A 20,399-nucleotide genomic window follows, 5' to 3' on the forward strand; every position below is an offset into this window, starting at 1 on the left:
ACTAGGGAGCCATTGAGAATTTCCTCTGTAGCAAGCCGATAAGCCGCCTACCGTAGAGGCCGATAATCAGCCCACTGATAATCAGTATCATCGCGACAATTTTCGCGGCGGGAATGCTTTCACTAAAAATCATCACGGAACCTAGCAGGCCAAAAATCGGGACTAGCAGCGATAATGGCGCGACAACGGAAACCGGGTATTTGGTCAGTAATGAATTCCAAATCCAATAGGCAAACAGCGTATTGGGATAGACCTGAAATAGAATAGAGAACAGCGTGGTTACATCGAACTGGGTGGCTAACTCAGTAAAACCGCTGGAGCCATTAAATAAATAGCTCAGTAGAAATAGTGGGATAGGGGAAAATAGGCTCGACCAAACTAGAAAGGCAAAAACCTGTTTGGTATTGGCTTTTTTAATTATAATACTCACCAGCCCCCATACCACTGCACCGCACAATACCAATATCAGGCCAGTAGGCGTGACAGAACCATCACTGATGAAAATAATACTGATAAGCCCTAAGAGCGCAACGGCGATACCAATACATTGATATCTTGAGAGTTTTTCGCGAAACAGCAATGCGCCAAGGATCATGGTGAAGAACGCGCCGAATTGCAGCACTAACGAAGCGATTCCCGCTGAGACACCCGCTTTAATACCCAGATTGACGATACCCCATAAACCGATACCAAACAGTAGGCCGTAACCTATTATGTATCGCCATGAAGTATCAGGCTTTTTGATAAAAAGGACTGCGGGTAGGGCGCAGAGCGTGAAGCGAATCCCGGCTAAAATAAGCGGGTCTGCGGCAATCAGGCCAAGTTTTATTACCGAAAAATTAGCCCCCCAAATTGCGGTAATGCATAGAGCAATTAAAAAATCAGTTAGTTTCACGCAGCCTACCTAGGGTGAGAGAATTAGTCGGTTGTTGTTATTTCACAGTGGCAGTTCACAAACTGAGTAGTGATAATCAGTAGCGAACATGAGAATATTTCCAGGACAGCGGTATCGCAATTCAGGATACCGCTGCGAATAATGTGTTATTAATTCTGTTTATATAAACCAGCGACCATAAAGCAGCTAAATGAACTAAATAGCATCTCAATCCCGACCAGAGTCGTAACCATGGTGATCGACATCAGTGGGCCAGCACTCACCAATAGATAGGTAATAATCAGATCCAAGACGCCGAGCAAGATTTGTAGCCATGCCCCCGGCATTCCCCATGTTCTAAAACCGGTTATCAACCGCATCACTCCACCAAAGGCAAACAGCACCGCCAGCACCACTGCCAGACTTATCATCCCTATTGCTGGATTGGTAATAAATACATAACCCATCACAATATATGCGATGCCGAGTAAAATACCGGTCACCATTGGCCAAAGATTATGGGAACGGTTGGTTACCATACCCACGATCATTGCAATCCCACTGAGTAGCAGTAGGGCACCAATAATTTTGCTGAGAACAACGCTGGAGGCCAGTGGGTTAATAAGGCAAAAGATCCCGCCCAGTAATAGCAGGATTGCGATGACCCGCATGATAATCCGTTGTTTTTTTAAGGTACTTTCATCAAGGCTCATAAGGTATTTCCGATCTATATTCAGCATGACGATGACTCCTGTATAGTCTGAACTAGGTTATCGATAACTATCATGAGTATAGGTCGAACAATAGATGTATAAATAAAATCAATGATATTCAACTAATTATACTGTGGAATATTTCCTGTACGCCAGATGTGCAAATAGCATTGCAGTGGCACTTATCATCCCCCCCAGAATACAAACACCTGACCATCCCGCATTCGCATATACCATCGTTGCACTGATAGCTCCGATGGCGCTACCGATGGAATAGAACAACATATAGCCAGCAACCAGGCGGCTTTGGGCATCAGGACGTAGCGCCAATATGATGGTCTGATTGGTTACATGCACCGCCTGAACGGCAAAATCTAATATCACGACACCGATAACCAGCCACCAGAGTGAATGAGGCAAAAAAGCGATCGGCAGCCAGGAGAGCAGTAGTAACGCCAAGGCGACTTGCGTTGTTTTCACTCCCAACCCTCGATCTGCCAACTGCCCCGCATGAGCGGCGGCGAATGCGCCAGCGATACCTGCCAGCCCAAATAAACCTACCTGACTAGGCGATAATACGTATGGCGGGCTGCTGAGTGGTAACACCATTGCGGTCCACAGCACACTAAAAGCCATAAATATCAGTAAGGCCAGAGTAGACCGTACACGCAACTCGCGCTCACGGGTAAATAACCCCCACAGCGACAGCAGTAGCTGCCGATATGACGATACAGCCGGTTTGGCAACGGGTGGGATAATGCGATAAAGCATAATAACCATCAATAGCATCACTGCTGCGGAGCAAAAATAGACGGAACGCCAACCGGCAAAGTCGGCCATCGTACCTGAGATAAAGCGCGCGAGTAGAATCCCCAACACGATACCGCTGGTGATTTTACCCACTATTTTGCCTCTTTGTTGCTCTGGAGCCAGTGCCGCAGCAAAAGCCACAATCACCTGTACCACGACAGCCATCAGGCCGATAATCAGCATCGCCACCAAAAGTAGTGAAAAAGTGGGGGCAAGGCTAACCGAAATCAATGCCACAGCAGATAACAATAACTGCCCGATAATTAATTTTCGGCGATCCCACAGATCACCCAAAGGCACAATGAATATCAGCCCCAAGGCATACCCTGCCTGCGTCAGAGTAACCACCAGACCGATCGCCGACGGACTAACGTTAAGATCCGTTGCCATTGTATCGAGTAGGGGCTGAGCAAAATAGACATTGGCGACCGCCATGGCGGATACCATCGCCAAGAGTGGCACCACTATTGATGTGAGGTGTGGTGCCAGAGCTGTTTGTGGTAATCGCCGGGTGCGACTCTTTGCTGATTCTTTTCTGATGGACATAAAAATACCTGATGCCTTTCTGGTTTTTATTTGAAACCACTTAATTGATTTTTAACAGAGGTGGTTTTAATATGCAACCAGTTTATCCAGCAAATGATCGGAGTAAAAGAATGACTAAAACGAGTGAAGGCCAGATAGGGGCAGAAGAATGCCCGGTTGCCAGAGCGCTTAAGGTTTTGGGGGATCGCTGGTCACTCATGATAATTCGTGATGCTTTTGATGGGATCCGCCGTTTTGGTGAATTTCGGAATAACCTTGGCTTGGCAAAAAATATCTTGGCGGGTCGCCTGCGTGAGTTGGTTGAACACGGCATTCTGATGATAGTCCCGGCCTCTGATGGCAGTGCTTACCATGAATATGTGTTGACGGATAAAGGCCGCCAATTATTCCCTATTGTGGTCAGCTTGCGCCAATGGGGCGAAGATCACTTGTTTGCTGTTGGCGAAAAGCACTCTATTTTAGTTGATAATCAGAGTGGGCATCCCATCAGTAAGCTGACAGTATCCTCACAAAAAGGTAAGGTATTGGATGCCAGCGAATGCCATCGGGGAAAAGTGATTAAGCGGTAAGGAAGGTATCTGCGGCGGGAAACATAATCTCAATGGATATTAATGACAGGAAAGGCAAAATGGATTCTCGGATACTGGAAATACTGCAATACACATTGAAGCCAGGTAGTGGTGTGGAATTCCACCGAATTATGCAAGAGATCAGCATTCCCTTGCACGCCAGGGAGGGGATGGACGTCGTCGCTTATGGTCAATCGCTGCACGACCCAGATGCTTATTACCTGATGCGTGCCTTTGACAGTCAAGAGGCATTAGTGAATGCTGAGGCACGTTTTTACAGCAGTGACGGCTGGCTTGCTGGCCCGCGGGTGGCAATTGTTGAACGTATTGAAAATAGTCTCAAATCCGTAATATCGATGCCAACTGCCGCCATTGATGCTTTAAGAACGTAATTGGTCAATTCATAGCATTCTTATACTGAATACGTTATCAACTGATAACGTATTTAATTGCCTCTGGGATTGATTATTGCTCTGCCTGATAAGTGTCGCGTAAGAAAAGGGTTAGCACATCTTTTGGTGGTGTCACCTCACATTCAGACAGCAGCCACCCCACCGCGCCTCGGTGATAAGCACCATGATGCTCAACATGGGAAAACATCTCTTTTCTACTCATTGCCCCTTTTCCCCCATCGACAAATTTGAAGTTAATCATTTCATCCAATTGTTGTTCAACCAGAGAGTGAAGATACTCGAGATAGCGATTATCACTGATAGCAAAGGCGTTATTCAGCACCTCTAGAGGCGGTGTTTCAACCGTATTCAGCGCAGTATAACGGTGGGGAACTCCCTGAATATTGGCGATAAATATTTGATCAACTACATAAATATGATTCATCAGGCGAATCATAAGATGACGTTTATCTTTATAAGCCGCGGTATCAACATTGGCGATAGCGGAGAGTTAGATGGCTATTTTATAGTACGAGAATTATTGTAGGTCGTTAAGTAGCGTTGAATTTTAGCCGACTAAAACATTTCATCAACGAAGGGACTGTCTATTGAATATTCGGCAAGAAAATAGCAATGACCTATATATCTTAAGATAATTAGGTAAAGCGAGAGGCTTGGGGGATGAGTAAATTGCTATAACCTGAATCGATGACATTATCGCCATTTCAAGGTGCTTTTCTCTTCTTCTACTAGAATATCCAGCCAATCCGCATTGAACAATTTTCGTTTAAATTGGCTAGCCACTGAGACAGATAAAATCAGATAAAGTGTAATTGTATCCGTGAGATTCCATTCAACAGTCTCTATTCAAGATTGTGCAGTTATGCTTCATTGAGTTGAGCAAATATAGCGCGGCGTCACTTTAATGTTTGTGTAACCAAGGATTTTATAATCAAATTGATGATTTATTAATCTAAATCAATAAGGATTTCTACTGATAGTCAAATACTCTCCTTTTCACAAGGAAGTACAAAATAATGTTTTTCCCTAAGAAATATTCAATATCAATTCTGGCATTAGCGTTTGTTTTATTCTCTTTCCCTACTTCCGCCAAAGTGACTAATTCATCTGATGACCATGTAAAACAGATGATTATCAACGAGTCTATAGAGTCGTACCCTGGCAACTGCCCATGTCCTTTTAACTCTGCCAGCAATGGAAGTAGTTGTGGAAAACGTAGCGCGTGGAGTCGGGCAGGTGGTTATTCCCCCATTTGCTATAAAAAAGAAGTTACCAAGGAAATGGTTACTGAATGGCGTGAATCTAACAAAGCCTAAGATATAAAATTTTTAGTACATGAATGGCAACCCACCCTAGAAAATGCTGCGACACAGGTTACCAGATACAAAAAAGCCAACTCGAAAGTTGGCTTAATGTACTGATTTAACAGCTAAAATTTGGTGGCCCCTACTGGACTTGAACCAGTGACCAAGCGATTATGAGTCGCGTGCTCTAACCAACTGAGCTAAGGGGCCAGACTTGGGCGCTGATTATACGGTAGTTTTTATACTGCGGTCTAGAGCTGATAAATCAGATGGCTGTTTTATGCACAAAATTAAGGTTTTTTACGCACATAGCAGGTAATTACGTGCGGATGCAGGCTTGAGAATCGGTGGTTTGGGACCAAAAAGAAAAACCCCGGCACGCCGGGGTTTTTGTGTGTTTGCTGCTGTCGCTAACGATTAATCGTCCAGGAAGCTGCGCAATACTTCAGAGCGGCTTGGATGACGCAATTTACGCAATGCCTTGGCTTCAATCTGACGAATACGTTCACGGGTTACGTCGAACTGTTTGCCCACTTCTTCCAGGGTGTGGTCAGTGTTCATATCGATACCGAAACGCATACGCAGAACTTTCGCTTCACGAGCGGTCAGGCCAGCTAACACATCGTGGGTGGCAGAGCGCAGGCTCTCTGATGTTGCAGAGTCCAGCGGCAGTTCCAGAGTGGTATCTTCAATGAAATCGCCCAGATGTGAATCTTCATCATCACCGATCGGGGTTTCCATTGAGATTGGCTCTTTGGCAATCTTCAGCACTTTACGGATCTTGTCTTCCGGCATCAGCATGCGTTCAGCCAGTTCTTCCGGTGTTGGCTCACGGCCCATCTCTTGCAGCATCTGGCGTGAGATACGGTTGAGTTTGTTAATGGTCTCAATCATATGTACCGGAATACGGATGGTACGCGCCTGATCCGCGATAGAGCGGGTAATGGCCTGACGAATCCACCACGTGGCGTAAGTTGAGAACTTATAACCACGGCGGTATTCGAACTTATCTACTGCTTTCATCAGACCGATATTGCCTTCCTGAATTAAATCAAGGAATTGCAGACCACGGTTGGTGTATTTTTTCGCAATAGAGATAACCAAACGCAGGTTAGCCTCAACCATTTCTTTCTTGGCACGACGCGCTTTCGCTTCACCAATAGACATACGGCGGTTGATGTCTTTCACTTGCTCAATTGTCAGACCGGTTTCTTCTTCGATCTGGCGCAGTTTCTGCAAGCTACGTTGAACATCGTCCGAGACATCTTTCAGTTTTTCAGACCAGGGTTTACCCATCGCAATTGCTGCGGCAAACCAGGTATCACTGGTTTCATTGCTGGCAAACAGAGTAACGAAGTTTTTCTTCGGCATTTTGCACTGCTCAACACACAGTTTCATGATGATACGTTCTTGAGTACGAACGCGATCCATCATGGTACGCATGTTGTTGACCAGATAGTCGAATTGCTTCGGTACCAGGCGGAACTGTTTGAACACTTCAGACAACTTCAGAATTTCAGCAGCAGCATTGGCGTGGCTACGACCATTTTTCTTGATTTCCATGCGTGCGTTTTCGTACTGCTCGCGCAAATCGCTGAATTTCTGGCGTGCCAGCTCTGGATCGATGCTGTTGTCGTCTTCTTCTTCGTCTTCGTCTTCATCTTCGTCGTCGTCGTCATCCATCTCTGCGGTGGATAATTCAGAACCAACGTGAGTCGCCGTCGGCGCAATATCTTCTTCGGCGTTTGGATCAACAAAGCCGTTGATCAGGTCAGATAAACGGGCTTCACCCGCTTCAACGCGATCATATTGTTCTAACAGATAAGTAATCGCTTCAGGGTATTCAGCAACTGAACACTGAACCTGATTGATACCGTCTTCAATACGTTTGGCGATATCAATCTCGCCTTCACGTGTTAATAGCTCAACGGTACCCATTTCGCGCATGTACATACGCACCGGGTCGGTAGTACGCCCGATTTCGGATTCAACACTGGATAACACCTGCGCAGCAGCTTCTGCCGCGTCATCGTCGGTATCAGTGGTGTTCTCGGCCAGCATCAAATCATCGGCATCAGGTGCTTCTTCCAGCACTTGGATGCCCATGTCATTAATCATCTGGATGATGTCTTCGATCTGATCGGAATCGACGATATCTTCCGGCAGATGGTCATTGACCTCAGCATAGGTCAGATAGCCTTGCTCCTTACCACGGGTGACAAGTAGCTTCAGCTGTGACTGCGGGTTTTGCTCCATAAGACGGTATCCACACTTCAGAGTATTTGGGTTGGTGTCGGTCGGCGAAACCGCCAACAATAGCATTTGGGGCCTTTTTTTGTCGCCGCTGCCCGCTATGGCGGCATATTGTAGGGAGTCGCCCCCACATTTATCGGCAATTAAGCCGTTGGGTGTTTCATTTTTTTCTGGCTAATGCCAGATTCAAAGACCAAAGCTCTTTACGTTCTTCGGCGTTTAATCCATGTGTCCGGTCACGCGCTATCAGGGTTTCCTGACGTTGCTCCAAGATGGAGTCATACAGGCTCGTTAGCGTGTCGACAAAAGTCGGTTCGACCATGTCCTCAACAATCATGTGGTTCCATGTTGCGAGAGTTTCAAGCTGTTGGCTGAATTTATTATCCCGATACAGTTCCAATAACTGCCCGGTTGTCAGCCCTGGCTGAGCCAGACAAGTCTCAACCAACTCAATAAATAACGGTAAACCGGCTAACTTGGCTTGCTCGACGCCCTGTAGTGAGGGAATAAGTGTAGCCAGTTGTGGGTTTTGTACCAGTAGCCCTATAAGTATACGCATGGTTGTGCGTTTTAGCTGGGGCGGTTGGTAGGTATTCGTGTTTTCAGCCTGTTTTGGCATCAGCTTATCGAGCTGGCTATCATCGAGCAGGCCCAACTTATTACCGAGCTGCTGGCGCAGATAAAGACGTAATGTCTCACCGGGTACCTGACTGATTAAAGGTAGTGCCAGAGTGCTTAACTTGGCGCGCCCGTCGGGGCTGCTCAAATCCACCTGTGGCATCAACGTTTCAAACAAAAAGGTTGAGAGTGGCTGTGCCCCTTCCATCCGCTGTTCAAATGCGTCTTTCCCTTCTTTACGTACCAGAGTGTCTGGGTCTTCGCCATCGGGCAAAAACATAAAGCGTAGCTGACGGCCATCATTTAGATAGGGCAGCGCCGTTTCTAATGCTCGCCATGCCGCATCTCTGCCCGCCCGATCACCGTCGTAACAACAAATTACGTTATCGGTGGCACGGAATAATAATTGAATATGCTCCGCAGTGGTCGCGGTCCCCAACGAGGCAACGGCATAGTCAATACCAAATTGCGCGAGTGCTACCACATCCATATAACCTTCCACCACGAGTAAACGCGTTGGATTGGGATGATTCACTTGCGCTTCATACAAGCCGTAAAGCTGGCGGCCCTTATGAAAAATTTCTGTTTCTGGGGAGTTTAGATACTTTGGCACTCCGTCACCCAGAATTCGCCCGCCAAAAGCGATAACCCGCCCACGTTTATCGCGGATAGGGAACATGACGCGCTCACGAAAACGATCGTAAGTCCGCCCTGTATCATTAGTCACCAGCATTCCTGCATCGTTCAGCGCAGTACGGCTCTCACCATCACGGCCAAAACGTTTTAAGGCATTGTCCCAACCTGGGGGGGCAAAACCAATAGCAAAATGTTGGATGATTTCTTCACTCAAACCGCGATGCTTAAGATATTCGCGTGCCTGATTGGCATTCGAGCCGTTGAGTGACTGTTGATAGAATCCGCTAAGGCTTTCCATCAGTTGATAGAGACTTTGTCGTTGATGACGTTCGATCTGGGTGGTGCCGGTTCCTGCCTCGTAAGGCACTTCCAGCCCATGCATGGTGGCTAATTCCTCAATACTTTCGACAAATTCGAGTCTGTCGTAATTCATCAGGAAATCAACAGCGTTACCATGTGCGCCACAGCCGAAACAGTGATAAAACTGTTTTTCGCCGTTAACAGTGAATGAGGGTGTTTTCTCATGATGGAACGGACAGCACGCATGGTAATTTTTGCCTTGCTTCTTCAGCTTTACCCGTGCGTCGATAAGATCAACGATGTCGGTGCGCGCTAGCAAGTCATTGATAAATACGCGTGGAATTCGTCCAGCCATAAGCCCCTATTCGGTCAGTCCATAAACGAGAACAAGCCGCGCATTCCTTTCGGAAAGCACGGCCTTCGTATGCAACTACTCGATCTGCGCGTTCTTAGAACATAAAAAACTACGCGGTGGGGTTACCCCCGAAGAATTAATACAGACGAGTGCGGCGTGCGTTTTCGCGAGCCAATTTCTTCGCGTGACGTTTTACAGCAGAAGCTTTAGCGCGTTTACGTTCGGTAGTCGGTTTTTCATAGAACTCACGACGACGAACTTCAGCTAAAACACCCGCTTTTTCACAAGAGCGTTTGAAACGACGAAGAGCTACGTCGAATGGCTCGTTTTCACGTACTTTAATTACCGGCATGTGCCTCTCACCTCAATAGAAATCGGTTTGCTGCTGGCCAATCGCCAGCCTTCTCAAAATGGTGCGGAATTTTACTTCAATGGATGCTGCTTTGTAAAGCACCACAGCAAATTGAAACAGGCACGCCCCTGTGATGTCGCCCTCGTTCTTTACAAGAAAGTTGGTGCCGAGAGTGCGACGGCCGCTGATTATATACTAAACAAGGCTGTTGATCGAATTAATCAACACTCTTTTCAAATATGACCACTATCAACAACATTTAGGTGCTCAAAGCGTGAAAATGCCGTCTTTACCGTCAGAGATCATGACTGGCGGCGCTGTTATGCTAAACTATCGGCCGCACGTGAATGATGGGAAATGTAATGCGAGTTTTGGGTATAGAAACGTCCTGCGATGAAACCGGTATTGCAGTATATGACGATAAAGCCGGTCTGTTAGCTAACCAACTGTACAGTCAGGTTAAATTGCATGCTGATTATGGCGGTGTAGTGCCTGAGCTGGCTTCCCGTGATCATGTGCGCAAGACTGTACCGCTGATTCAGGCAGCATTGAAAGAAGCCAATCTGAGCGCTAAAGACATCGATGGTGTGGCGTATACCGCAGGCCCGGGTTTGGTTGGCGCATTGCTGGTCGGGGCGACAGTCGGCCGCGCATTGGCATTTGCGTGGGGGGTTCCGGCGGTGCCGGTCCACCATATGGAAGGCCACCTACTGGCACCGATGTTGGAAGAGAACGCACCAGAGTTCCCGTTTGTCGCTCTGCTGGTCTCTGGTGGTCACACTCAGCTAATCAGCGTGACCGGTATTGGTGAGTATCTGCTATTAGGGGAATCTGTCGATGATGCGGCAGGTGAAGCCTTTGATAAAACTGCAAAATTATTAGGCCTGGACTATCCTGGGGGGCCGATGCTGTCGCGTATGGCACAACAGGGTACGGCGGGTCGTTTTACTTTCCCGCGGCCAATGACCGATCGCCCTGGACTGGATTTCAGTTTTTCTGGTTTGAAAACGTTCGCCGCAAATACTATCCGTGCTAACGGTACCGATGATCAGACCCGTGCTGATATTGCCCGTGCATTTGAAGATGCAGTGGTTGATACGTTGGCGATTAAATCCAAACGAGCGCTGGATAAGACCGGCTTCAAACGTTTGGTCATTGCCGGTGGTGTCAGTGCAAACCGCACTTTACGTTCAAAATTGGCGGAGATGATGCAAAAACGGGGCGGTGAAGTATTCTATGCTCGGCCAGAGTTTTGTACTGATAATGGTGCAATGATCGCCTATGCTGGGTTGATCAGGCTGAAAAGTGGTGTGAGCAGTGAGTTGAGTGTTTCGGTTAGGCCGCGCTGGCCGTTAGCCGAGTTGCCGAAAGTCTGAGTGGGGCTGTGGCGGTGTTGCCGCGTCATCTCGTGATGCTCACATACTGATGTATGCTCCGCTCTCTCAATTCCTTGCGCCTTGCCTCGCTCCCGCTCAGCCATTCTAAGATTGGTGCCGAAAGTCTGAGCGAGGCTGCGGCGCTGTTGCCGCAGTCATTCAAAATGCTCATGGATGAGAGTCCACGCCGTTTTTTCATTCCTTGCGCCTTGCCTCGCTCCCGTTCAGTCATTCTCGTTTTGAGGAGAATCAATCTTCTTTCTCTTCCAACTCTGCGGCTTCTTCGGCCGGGGTTTTCTGCTTTTTCTTTCTGAGTTTATCCCAGATTTTACTTTCCTTGCCGCGCCATAAACGTTGAATGTTATCGTGGTGGCGCATCAAAATCAGGCAAGAGAGCATGGCGACTGGGAAGGTGAATTGAGGTTTAAACCACCAGACGTAGAAGGGCGCAATTAGCGCACTGATAATTGCGCCTAAAGATGAATACCCACTCAATAACACCGTCAACAACCAAGTACCGGTCATCAGACCGGTTAGATCCCAGCCGATAGGGGCGATGGCGCCAAAAGCAGTAGCAACGCCCTTGCCACCTTTAAAATGGAAAAAGACCGGATAGATGTGACCAAGACAAGCAGCGATAGCGGTCAAGCCAAGATACAGCGGGGAAACGTGCAGCAGGTAAGCAATCCAAACGGGTAACATGCCTTTCAGCACATCGAAAATCAGCACTGTTGCTGCGGCTGCTCGACCACCGATACGCAGCACGTTGGTCGCACCGGGATTACCGGAGCCATGTTCACGCGGATCTGGTAGCTTAGCAACCCGACACACCAGGATTGCACTGGAAATAGAGCCACACAAATACGCGAAGATAATCATGCCAAGCGCGATAGCACTCATAACACCGCCCTGTTGAATAATGATCGTTTTAATCGCAACATCAGTGGATAATACGCATATTCCGCTGGAAGTGGTATCCGGCAGGCGCAAAAACAGAGAATGACGTGATGGACATCGTATTTATTGAAGAACTTAGTGTCATAACCACCATCGGTGTTTATGACTGGGAGCAGACCATCCAGCAGAAGCTGGTGTTCGATATCGAAATGGGTTGGGATAATCGTAAAGCTGCTGCCAGCGATGATGTGAATGATTGCTTGAGCTATGCAGATATCAGTGATGCGGTGATACAACATGTAGAGTCACAGCGTTTTGCCTTGGTTGAGCGGGTGGCAGAAGAGATAGCCGAGCTGCTATTAGTCCGTTTCCAATCGCCGTGGGTGCGGATTAAAGTCAGTAAACCAGGGGCGGTGGCACAAGCCCGTAATGTCGGAGTGCTCATTGAACGTGGTCAACGACCTAACTGATTTTTTGTGTGTTGTGATGACATAAAAGTGCAACCCTGAATAGATAATGTAGTCTGATTGGTTGGTGTGATAATTATCGAGTTTGAACGGCATTGTTTTTTTAGCATATGGTTTTGTTAATCCTATGCTTTGTAACATTGCCGTTTTTTGTGTTTTCTATTACATGGCATTGGGTATCGTAGATGACGGATATGTATTCGCTGTTTGTGGCTGTTGTTTTAGGTGTGGTAGAGGGATTGACTGAGTTTTTACCCGTGTCATCCACTGGGCATATGATTATCGTCGGTGAGCTATTGGGCTTTACCGGCGACAAGGCAAAAACCTTTGAAGTTATCATTCAGTTAGGGTCGATTCTGGCGGTTGTCGTGGTGTTCTGGCGGCGGTTATTTGGCCTGATTGGTATCCATTTCGGCGCGGTACCTCATGAGGGGAAAACCAGCGGTCACCTGACTTTGGGCCATATTTTACTGGCAATGATCCCCGCCGTGGGGCTGGGGTTGGTATTCCATGACCTCATCAAATCGCTGTTTGATCCGAGAAATGTCATGTATGCCTTGGTTGCGGGTGGGGTGCTTTTGCTAGTCGCAGAATGGTTCAAACCTAAAAATCCTAAATCTGTTGGTTTGGATGATATTACTTACCGTCAGGCTTTCGCGATTGGCTGCTTCCAGTGTCTGGCGTTGTGGCCGGGGTTCTCCCGTTCTGGTGCCACCATTTCCGGCGGTATGTTGGTCGGTGTTAACCGTTATGCCGCGTCTGAGTTCTCCTTCATTCTCGCAGTGCCGATGATGATCGGGGCCAGTGGACTGGATCTTTATAAGAGCCTGCACTTCCTGACGCTGGGTGATTTACCGATGTTTGCCGTCGGATTTATCACGGCATTTATCGTGGCTCTGATTGCTATCAAAACCTTCCTTTCACTGATTAAACGTATCTCTTTTGTACCTTTCGCCATCTATCGCTTTGTGGTCGCGGCAGCCGTGTATTGGGTGTTTATGTAACATACCCGTTATACTTCAAGCTGCATGTGCGTTGGCTACGTTCATCACCCGAATCACTTACTCATGTAAGCTCATCGGGTTCTCTCGCTTGCCGCCTTCCTGCAACTCGAATTATTTAGGGTATAAAAAGTGCAGCGAAATATAAAAAAAGCCCTGATTAATCAGGGCTTTTTCGTTATGAATGGCTTTATTCTGACGCAATTACTTGAGTTTGTTTCCATTGGACTAATGCTTGTTGGCGGCGACGTTTAAGTTCGTCGCGAATGGCCAATCCTTGTAACCCGCTGGCGACTACTTCCTGCACTGATACGCTGCTGGCAATATGGAATGCGGCGCGCAAATAATCGCCCTGCGGATAAGGATTTTCTTCAAATCCGGTACGGCCTCGGGCATCAGCCTCACTGGTCATAATCATCTGCTCAAGACGTTCCGGTTTGCGCCACACATCAATGGCATCAAACAGTTTGAGTAGAGTTTCGGGGCGAAGCTTATTCACTGTATGGATAAGGTCATGGTATTCCGCCACCAGTTTCGCCAAGTCACGTATCGGATTAGGTACCCGTAAGCGCTGACATAACTGCTCAACCAATTTAACTCCAGCTGGGCCGTGGCCGTGATGGTGTGGCCAGAATTCTTTTGGTGTCAGACCTTTACCCAAATCATGGCAGAGAGCGGCAAAGCGGACATCAACCTCAGGGCTAAGTTGAGCCGCAATGGCTAATGTCATCAGCGTATGGATACCGGTATCAATTTCTGGATGCCACTTTTCGGGAGCTGGTACGCCAAATAAACGTTCAATTTCTGGAAATAGCACCGCCAGCGCACCGCAATCACGTAACACTTGAAAATAGATCTGCGGGCTTTGTGTTTTCAGCGCTTTCTCGGTCTCTTTCCATACTCGCTCTGGCGTCAGAGCCGATAGCTCGCCACTTTGTGCCATTGCTGCCATCAATGATTGAGTCTCAGCGGCGACGCTAAAACCTAAATGGGCAAAACGGGCAGCGAAACGGGCAACCCGCAGCACACGTAGTGGATCTTCGCCAAAGGCGTCGGAGACATGACGCAGTACTCTGTTTTCCAAATCTTGTTGGCCGTGGTAGGGGTCAATCAATTCCCCCTCGGCGCTACGGGCAATGGCATTGATGGTCAAATCGCGACGCAACAAATCCTCTTCCAGCGTGACATCTGGCGCGGCATAGCAGGTAAAACCGGTGTAACCTGCGCCGGATTTACGCTCGGTACGAGCTAGTGCGTATTCTTCATGGCTGACAGGGTGCAGAAACACGGGGAAGTCTTTACCAACCTGCTGATAGCCCTGTGTGAGTAACTGTTCCGGGGTGGATCCCACCACGACCCAATCCTGTTCGGTGACCGGCAGATTTAATAAGCTGTCGCGTACCGCGCCGCCGACCAGATAGATTTTCATATAAATCCTTCGTTCTTGACGTTGCAGCGTTGTTAGCTGCTCACTTGAATCACACTTTACCGCCTGGCGACAAAGGCTTGTTTCAGTATAGTTGGGGATGAGAATAGATTAAACAACCAGGCCACCCTGGCGGGCAGCCAAACGCGTCGATTTTACAGTCTTATTAAACGGCTATCAGTTCATCCAGCGATTGTTCTTTTTACGGCTTGGGATCAGATGTGGCAGTACCAGACCAAGGAGCAGGCCGATACCGGCAACACCGCCGCCGTACATAAACCATTGCAGGATAATGGTACGCTGTTTGTCATCTAATTGCAGATTCACAGCGCTGACTTTCTTCTGAGCAACCACTAACTGATTCTTTAGTGACTCGTTTTCTTTTTGCAGCTCGGAAATTACGCTGTCGCTGGCCGCGACCTTCTGTTGCATTTCAGCAGTGCGCTGATTCCAGCTATTATCAATATTAGCCAGCTTATCTGTCAGGATTTTGACTTGTTGTTCAAGGTCCGGTACCCGAATACGCAGACTTGGCGTTTCACTCAATTGATTCAGCGCGATCCAGGTGGTTTTCCCTTTACTGTCGCGGATTTGACCGTAATTTGTGCTGTCATCAACACTTATCAGGGCGACTTCATCTCCGCCTTTTAACGTGCCAACAATACGGTATTGGTTACCGGGACCGCTATGAACGTAGGTATCCAGCTCATCAGAGATGTAGCGTTTTTCTTCAGCGTGCGCGCCCCAGGAGATACTGAGACTTAGCATCGCGAGGCAAATTAGGCGTATTTTCAGCATTAGAGAGTCATTTATGAGTGAATTTATGGAACGATAGTAGTGTGTTCAGTTTGCCGACGCAACGCATAAACCGGAATGAGAACTATCTTACTCTCATAGCCAGCGCGGCTTTAGCCACTTTGTTGTTCATTTTAACCACGCTGAAAATTTGTCTTATGAAGCCTTATGGCAGACCTGTTAAAATAGAGGCTGACTCGGGGTAGCCACGCGGTTTTTTTGTGTAAAATAGCGAAGTCTGTGTAAAACAGGCAAACCGCCGCGAAAGAGGCATAATGCCCGTAAACTCGCAACATACCGGTGTGAATGAAATTATGACCGTTGAAATAGAATTAAAATTTATTGCTACTCCTGCGGCCATTGCCGCTTTGCCCGAGCGGCTTACATCCTGGCGAAGCCAGCATTCTGCGCCGCAGACGCTGACCAATATCTATTTTGAAACTGCCGATAAGCGGCTGCGCCAACATGATATTGGCTTACGTATCCGTGGTTATGATGGCCGTTACGAAATGACGGTTAAGACCGGCGGTAAAGTGGTCGGTGGTTTACATCAACGCCCTGAATACAATGTTGATATTGATAGTGACCAATTGGATTTGGCGCGTTTCCCTGCCGATATCTGGCCGAACGGTTGGGTGATTGAGACATTACAAGCAGAACTACAGCCGCTATTCCGTACGGATTTTACTCGAGAGAAGTGGGTAATTACTTACGGCGAGAGCGAGATAGAGCTTGCTGTTGATCAAGGCACTATCAGTGCCGGTGAGCTGTCGGAACCCTTGCACGAAATTGAGCTGGAACTGAAAAAAGGCAATCAGGCAGATTTGCTGGCATTGGCCGCAGAACTGGCACAAATTGGCGGTTTACGGCAGGGCAATCTGAGTAAAGCAGCCCGTGGCTATCATTTAGCACAAGGCAATCCACCTCGTGAATTGCGCCCGTTACTGGTGTTGCAGCCAGCGGCCAAATCCACCGTTGAGCAAGGTATGGTCGCAGGGCTGGAGATGGCCCTGGACCATTGGCAATACCATGAAGAGCTGTGGTTACGTGGCGAACCGGCCGCTAAAGCTATGATCATTGAAGCATTGGCAATGGTGCGTCAGTCATTAGCTATTTTTGGTGGTTTGGTCCCGCGCAAAGCCAGTACTGAATTGCGTGCCGGGCTGCTGGCGCTTGAACCGCAGTTAGAACCGAAGAATGTCGATGCTGAGCAGCTTTGCTATAGCAGTGATTACCTAAAATGTAAGTTAGCGCTCACATCTTGGCTGGTTACCTCTGGCTGGCGGCCATTTATGGATGCCAAAGCACAGACCAAGTTTGAAGGGTCATTCAAACGCTTCTGCGACATCATGTTGAGCCGCAGCGCTGCTGATCTGAAAGACGCTTTTGGCCAGCATCTGGATGACGATGGTTATTTGGCGCAACTCCCTCGCTTGAACCGGCAGATCATGTCTTTCCAATTGCTCTCAGGCTTCTATCCGCAGAGTGAATGGTTGCCGTATATCGATGGCTGGTTTGGTTTACAGCAGGAGATTATGCACCGTCAGGGTCACTGGCGTGATACCGCCCGTAAGGAAGCGCTTGCGCAGGCAGCCTTTTGGTTGAACGGTGCTGCTAGTTAATAGATAGCAGCTTGAGGAATGCTTTATGTTGCCACTCTCTTCGGATTTACAGATTCAGGCGCAGAATATACGACAGCGCTTTTATGAGTTACCGGCTCCGCCAGATTTACACGAGGAAGATATCTCTGTGCTGGCGTTGAGTGATTTTGTCAGTGATATGTTACTGATTCACCCTGAGTGGCTGGAGGAGTTGCATCAGCAACCCCCGCAACCGCAGGAGTGGCAATTTTATCCACAATGGTTAAATCTGGCGTTGGCCGAGGTACATGACGAAGCGGCATTATTAGCCGCATTGCGGCTGTTTCGCCGCCGGATGATGGTGCGCATCGCCTGGTCACAAACACAGCAAACCAGTGTGACTACTGAGACCTTGCAACAACTGAGCGGGTTGGCTGAAAGCCTGATTTTGGCGGCGCGCGATTGGCTGTACCAGGCTTGTTGCCGTGAGTTCGGTACCCCCTCTAATGCCGAGGGGGTACCGCAGCCGCTGCTGATTTTGGGCATGGGTAAGTTAGGCGGCGGTGAACTAAATTTCTCCTCTGATATCGATCTGATTTTTGCCTACCCAGAAAACGGCCAGACCCAGGGTGGGCGTCGCCAGTTGGATAATGCCCAGTTCTTTACCCGCTTGGGGCAACGGCTGATTAAAGCGTTGGATCAGCAAACCATTGATGGTTTTGTCTATCGGGTGGATATGCGTCTACGCCCGTTTGGTGACAGTGGCCCGCTGGTACTGAGTTTTGCCGCGCTGGAGGATTATTACCAAGAGCAAGGGCGCGACTGGGAACGCTATGCGATGGTTAAGGCACGTTTGATGGGCGGGGCTGAAGACCACTACAGTAAAGAGCTGCGCCAGATGCTGCGGCCCTTCGTCTTCCGCCGCTATATCGATTTCAGCGTGATCCAATCGCTACGTAACATGAAAGGGATGATTGCCCGTGAGGTCCGGCGGCGTGGCCTGAAAGACAACATTAAGCTGGGGGCCGGCGGTATTCGTGAAATCGAATTTATCACGCAGGTATTTCAGCTTATTCGTGGCGGCCGTGAACCGCGCCTGCAAGAGCGGGCTTTACTGCCGACGTTGCAGGCAGTCGCCGAGCTGGGTTTATTGCCACCACAACAAGTGAACGACCTCAGCAGCAGTTATCTGTTTTTGCGCCGTTTGGAAAATCTGCTGCAAGCTATTGCTGATGAGCAAACCCAAACGTTACCCGGTGATGCACTGAATCAGGCCCGATTGGCTTGGGGCATGGGGTATACCGACTGGATAGAAATGAGTGCTGCACTGGAACACCATATGCAGGCGGTACGGTTGGTATTTGACGACCTGATTGGCGATGATACTCCCGATATCGGTGAAGATCCTCGTCATGGTTTGTATAAAAGCTTATGGCAGGATGTGCTCGAAGAGAGTGATTTAGCCCCTTTGACGCCACATTTAGACGAACCAGCCCGCCGGCAGTTGTTGACGACGATTAATGATTTCCGCCATGACGTTGATAAACGCACCATTGGTCCTCGGGGCCGTGAGGTGCTGGATCAACTGATGCCGCGCTTGTTCTCCGAGGTTTGCTCGCGCCCGGACGCCAATGTCGCCCTCAGCCGCTTGATTCAGTTGCTGCTCAGTATCCTTACCCGCACCACTTATCTCGAATTACTGGTGGAATATCATGCGGCACTAAAACATGTTATTCGCCTGTGTTCTGCCTCGCCGATGGTGGCCAGTCAATTGGCCCGCTACCCGCTGTTATTGGATGAGTTGCTTGATCCGCAATCGTTCTATCAACCACTGGAACCCGGTGCTTATCGCGATGAATTGCGCCAATACTTATTGCGGGTGCCGGAGGATGACGAAGAGCAGCAACTCGAGGCGTTGCGTCAATTTAAGCAAGCCCAGCAATTGCGTATTGCTGCTGGTGATATCACCGAGGCACTGCCGGTAATGAAAGTGAGCGATCACTTAACTTATCTGGCAGAGGCCATGATTGATGCGGTTATTCAGCAAGCCTGGGGGCAGATGGTGGCTCGCTATGGCCAGCCGAGCCATCTACAGCAGCGAGAAGGCCGTGGTTTCGCCGTGATTGGTTATGGCAAGTTGGGGGGCTGGGAGCTAGGTTACAGCTCAGATTTGGATCTGGTGTTCTTGCTCGATTGCCCGCTGGATGTGATGACTGATGGCGAGCGTAGCATCGACGGCCGTCAGTTCTACCTGCGTTTGGCTCAGCGGGTGATGCATTTGTTCAGCACCCGCACCTCGTCAGGCATTTTATATGAAGTGGATGCTCGCCTACGGCCATCAGGTGAGGCGGGCATGCTGGTCAGCACCGTTGAAGCTTTCGCCGATTACCAACAGCATGAGGCTTGGACTTGGGAGCATCAGGCACTGGTTCGCGCCCGCATCGTTTATGGTGATCCTCAATTGCATCAACAGTTTGATACCATCCGCCAGCAAATTCTGTGCCGCCACCGAGAAGACCCACAATTGCAGCAGGAAGTGCGCGAAATGCGAGAGAAAATGCGCAACCATCTGGGCAGCAAACAGCGTGGTATCTTTGATATTAAGGCTGATGAGGGGGGGATTACCGATATTGAGTTTATCGCGCAATATCTGGTGTTGCGCTATGCGGCCAGCGAGCCACGGTTGACCCGTTGGTCAGATAATGTACGCATTTTTGAGTTGATGGCTAATTACGACATCATGGCACCGCAAGAGGCAGCAGCACTGACCCGTGCTTATGTCACCATGCGTGATGAGATTCATCACCTGGCATTGCAGGAGCTATCCAGTAAGGTTTCTGCTGACAGTTTTATCACCGAAAGAGAGCAAGTTGCTGCCAGTTGGCGAAAATGGCTGGTGACGTCAGATATTGTTGCCAGCGAATAAGATAAAGTGCAGCAGTGCCCGTTATGACTGGGTACGTCGGTTATTAATAGTATGCAAGGTGTCTGTGATATTATCCGGCACCACATATATTCGTCATACTTCAAGCTGCATGTGTGTTGGCCGCGCTCAATCGCCCGAATCACTTACTGGTCTTGACCTTAAGAAATAAGTAAGCTCGTCGGGATTCA

Annotated in this window: 18 protein-coding genes and 1 tRNA gene; 8 read left to right on the forward strand and 11 right to left on the reverse strand. The window is 48.6% G+C overall.

What is annotated here, in order from left to right; all coding sequences use genetic code 11:
* Position 1 precedes the first annotated feature (1 nt).
* The 3 genes from V2A84_RS21760 to V2A84_RS21770 all read right to left on the reverse strand — a co-directional run bounded on the left by V2A84_RS21760 (position 2) and on the right by V2A84_RS21770 (position 2,943).
* Positions 2–895, reverse strand: a complete 894-nt coding sequence (locus tag V2A84_RS21760) for an EamA family transporter (protein ID WP_372569682.1) — start codon at positions 893–895, stop codon at positions 2–4.
* A gap of 149 nt (positions 896–1,044) precedes the next feature.
* Positions 1,045–1,614 (reverse strand): HdeD family acid-resistance protein, encoded by a 570-nt coding sequence (locus V2A84_RS21765; RefSeq protein ID WP_050086691.1) that lies wholly within the window; start codon positions 1,612–1,614, stop codon positions 1,045–1,047.
* Between the two features lie 99 nt (positions 1,615–1,713).
* Positions 1,714–2,943, reverse strand: a complete 1,230-nt coding sequence (locus V2A84_RS21770) for an MFS transporter (protein ID WP_102970529.1) — start codon at positions 2,941–2,943, stop codon at positions 1,714–1,716.
* A 110-nt stretch (positions 2,944–3,053) separates the two neighbouring features.
* Between V2A84_RS21770 and V2A84_RS21775 the strand changes: the two genes are divergently transcribed.
* Both V2A84_RS21775 and V2A84_RS21780 read left to right on the forward strand, forming a co-directional pair.
* Entirely contained in the window at positions 3,054–3,512 is a 459-nt protein-coding gene (locus V2A84_RS21775) for a winged helix-turn-helix transcriptional regulator (protein WP_083162352.1), read from the forward strand.
* Between the two features lie 59 nt (positions 3,513–3,571).
* Positions 3,572–3,904: an NIPSNAP family protein gene (locus V2A84_RS21780; protein ID WP_083162354.1), complete on the forward strand. Its 333-nt coding sequence runs from the start codon at positions 3,572–3,574 to the stop codon at positions 3,902–3,904.
* 73 nt (positions 3,905–3,977) lie between these two features.
* On the opposite strand, the gene V2A84_RS21785 is transcribed toward V2A84_RS21780, so the two are convergent.
* On the reverse strand, positions 3,978–4,406 hold the full coding sequence (locus V2A84_RS21785) for a DinB family protein (protein WP_442849144.1): 429 nt from the start codon (positions 4,404–4,406) through the stop codon (positions 3,978–3,980).
* Between the two features lie 535 nt (positions 4,407–4,941).
* On the opposite strand from V2A84_RS21785, the gene V2A84_RS21790 reads away from it, so the two are divergent.
* Positions 4,942–5,241, forward strand: a complete 300-nt coding sequence (locus tag V2A84_RS21790; protein WP_083162358.1) for a hypothetical protein — start codon at positions 4,942–4,944, stop codon at positions 5,239–5,241.
* A gap of 121 nt (positions 5,242–5,362) precedes the next feature.
* Here the strand turns inward: V2A84_RS21790 and V2A84_RS21795 are convergent.
* The 4 genes from V2A84_RS21795 to rpsU form a co-directional block, all read right to left on the reverse strand.
* Positions 5,363–5,439: transfer RNA gene (locus tag V2A84_RS21795), tRNA-Ile, on the reverse strand.
* A 207-nt stretch (positions 5,440–5,646) separates the two neighbouring features.
* On the reverse strand, positions 5,647–7,485 hold the full coding sequence (rpoD, locus tag V2A84_RS21800; RefSeq protein WP_005190373.1) for an RNA polymerase sigma factor RpoD: 1,839 nt from the start codon (positions 7,483–7,485) through the stop codon (positions 5,647–5,649).
* A 157-nt stretch (positions 7,486–7,642) separates the two neighbouring features.
* On the reverse strand, positions 7,643–9,391 hold the full coding sequence (gene dnaG / locus V2A84_RS21805) for a DNA primase (RefSeq protein ID WP_083162362.1): 1,749 nt from the start codon (positions 9,389–9,391) through the stop codon (positions 7,643–7,645).
* A 136-nt stretch (positions 9,392–9,527) separates the two neighbouring features.
* Positions 9,528–9,743: a 30S ribosomal protein S21 gene (rpsU, locus tag V2A84_RS21810; RefSeq protein WP_001144069.1), complete on the reverse strand. Its 216-nt coding sequence runs from the start codon at positions 9,741–9,743 to the stop codon at positions 9,528–9,530.
* 362 nt (positions 9,744–10,105) lie between these two features.
* On the opposite strand from rpsU, the gene tsaD reads away from it, so the two are divergent.
* Complete coding sequence (tsaD, locus tag V2A84_RS21815; RefSeq protein ID WP_083162364.1) at positions 10,106–11,119, forward strand: tRNA (adenosine(37)-N6)-threonylcarbamoyltransferase complex transferase subunit TsaD; 1,014 nt, start codon at positions 10,106–10,108, stop codon at positions 11,117–11,119.
* Positions 11,120–11,368: 249 nt separating this feature from the next.
* On the opposite strand, the gene plsY is transcribed toward tsaD, so the two are convergent.
* The gene (gene plsY / locus V2A84_RS21820; protein ID WP_032911234.1) at positions 11,369–12,019 is read right to left on the reverse strand and encodes a glycerol-3-phosphate 1-O-acyltransferase PlsY; all 651 of its coding nucleotides are present in this window, start codon (positions 12,017–12,019) and stop codon (positions 11,369–11,371) included.
* 107 nt (positions 12,020–12,126) lie between these two features.
* Here plsY and folB point away from each other — a divergent pair, with 107 nt between their 5' ends.
* Positions 12,127–12,486: a bifunctional dihydroneopterin aldolase/7,8-dihydroneopterin epimerase gene (gene folB / locus V2A84_RS21825; protein ID WP_050086684.1), complete on the forward strand. Its 360-nt coding sequence runs from the start codon at positions 12,127–12,129 to the stop codon at positions 12,484–12,486.
* A 182-nt stretch (positions 12,487–12,668) separates the two neighbouring features.
* Positions 12,669–13,487: an undecaprenyl-diphosphate phosphatase gene (gene bacA, locus V2A84_RS21830; RefSeq protein WP_083162366.1), complete on the forward strand. Its 819-nt coding sequence runs from the start codon at positions 12,669–12,671 to the stop codon at positions 13,485–13,487.
* Between the two features lie 187 nt (positions 13,488–13,674).
* On the opposite strand, the gene V2A84_RS21835 is transcribed toward bacA, so the two are convergent.
* Positions 13,675–14,913: a multifunctional CCA addition/repair protein gene (locus V2A84_RS21835; RefSeq protein WP_083162368.1), complete on the reverse strand. Its 1,239-nt coding sequence runs from the start codon at positions 14,911–14,913 to the stop codon at positions 13,675–13,677.
* Between the two features lie 174 nt (positions 14,914–15,087).
* On the reverse strand, positions 15,088–15,708 hold the full coding sequence (locus V2A84_RS21840; protein ID WP_083162370.1) for a TIGR04211 family SH3 domain-containing protein: 621 nt from the start codon (positions 15,706–15,708) through the stop codon (positions 15,088–15,090).
* A gap of 311 nt (positions 15,709–16,019) precedes the next feature.
* Between V2A84_RS21840 and V2A84_RS21845 the strand changes: the two genes are divergently transcribed.
* Positions 16,020–17,327: a CYTH domain-containing protein gene (locus V2A84_RS21845; protein WP_083164045.1), complete on the forward strand. Its 1,308-nt coding sequence runs from the start codon at positions 16,020–16,022 to the stop codon at positions 17,325–17,327.
* A 25-nt stretch (positions 17,328–17,352) separates the two neighbouring features.
* A complete protein-coding gene (gene glnE / locus V2A84_RS21850) occupies positions 17,353–20,211 on the forward strand; it encodes a bifunctional [glutamate--ammonia ligase]-adenylyl-L-tyrosine phosphorylase/[glutamate--ammonia-ligase] adenylyltransferase (protein ID WP_372569681.1) in 2,859 nt (952 codons plus the stop codon).
* The last annotated feature ends 188 nt before the right edge of the window (positions 20,212–20,399 follow it).

It is taken from the genome of Yersinia sp. 2553 StPb PI (assembly GCF_052217105.1).
GTDB classification, from domain to species: Bacteria; Pseudomonadota; Gammaproteobacteria; order Enterobacterales; family Enterobacteriaceae; genus Yersinia; species Yersinia enterocolitica_E.

What these genes read in the sequence shown, in the direction of transcription:
- glnE (WP_372569681.1), top strand. Translation starts at nt 17,353, where the DNA reads ATGTTGCCACTCTCTTCGGATTTACAGATTCAGGCGCAGAATATACGA.
- plsY (WP_032911234.1), bottom strand. Translation starts at nt 12,019, where the DNA reads ATGAGTGCTATCGCGCTTGGCATGATTATCTTCGCGTATTTGTGTGGC.
- V2A84_RS21835 (WP_083162368.1), bottom strand. Translation starts at nt 14,913, where the DNA reads ATGAAAATCTATCTGGTCGGCGGCGCGGTACGCGACAGCTTATTAAAT.
- folB (WP_050086684.1), top strand. Translation starts at nt 12,127, where the DNA reads ATGGACATCGTATTTATTGAAGAACTTAGTGTCATAACCACCATCGGT.
- V2A84_RS21775 (WP_083162352.1), top strand. Translation starts at nt 3,054, where the DNA reads ATGACTAAAACGAGTGAAGGCCAGATAGGGGCAGAAGAATGCCCGGTT.
- rpsU (WP_001144069.1), bottom strand. Translation starts at nt 9,743, where the DNA reads ATGCCGGTAATTAAAGTACGTGAAAACGAGCCATTCGACGTAGCTCTT.
- bacA (WP_083162366.1), top strand. Translation starts at nt 12,669, where the DNA reads ATGACGGATATGTATTCGCTGTTTGTGGCTGTTGTTTTAGGTGTGGTA.
- V2A84_RS21770 (WP_102970529.1), bottom strand. Translation starts at nt 2,943, where the DNA reads ATGTCCATCAGAAAAGAATCAGCAAAGAGTCGCACCCGGCGATTACCA.
- V2A84_RS21790 (WP_083162358.1), top strand. Translation starts at nt 4,942, where the DNA reads ATGTTTTTCCCTAAGAAATATTCAATATCAATTCTGGCATTAGCGTTT.
- tsaD (WP_083162364.1), top strand. Translation starts at nt 10,106, where the DNA reads ATGCGAGTTTTGGGTATAGAAACGTCCTGCGATGAAACCGGTATTGCA.
- dnaG (WP_083162362.1), bottom strand. Translation starts at nt 9,391, where the DNA reads ATGGCTGGACGAATTCCACGCGTATTTATCAATGACTTGCTAGCGCGC.
- rpoD (WP_005190373.1), bottom strand. Translation starts at nt 7,485, where the DNA reads ATGGAGCAAAACCCGCAGTCACAGCTGAAGCTACTTGTCACCCGTGGT.
- V2A84_RS21780 (WP_083162354.1), top strand. Translation starts at nt 3,572, where the DNA reads ATGGATTCTCGGATACTGGAAATACTGCAATACACATTGAAGCCAGGT.
- V2A84_RS21765 (WP_050086691.1), bottom strand. Translation starts at nt 1,614, where the DNA reads ATGCTGAATATAGATCGGAAATACCTTATGAGCCTTGATGAAAGTACC.
- V2A84_RS21840 (WP_083162370.1), bottom strand. Translation starts at nt 15,708, where the DNA reads ATGCTGAAAATACGCCTAATTTGCCTCGCGATGCTAAGTCTCAGTATC.
- V2A84_RS21845 (WP_083164045.1), top strand. Translation starts at nt 16,020, where the DNA reads ATGACCGTTGAAATAGAATTAAAATTTATTGCTACTCCTGCGGCCATT.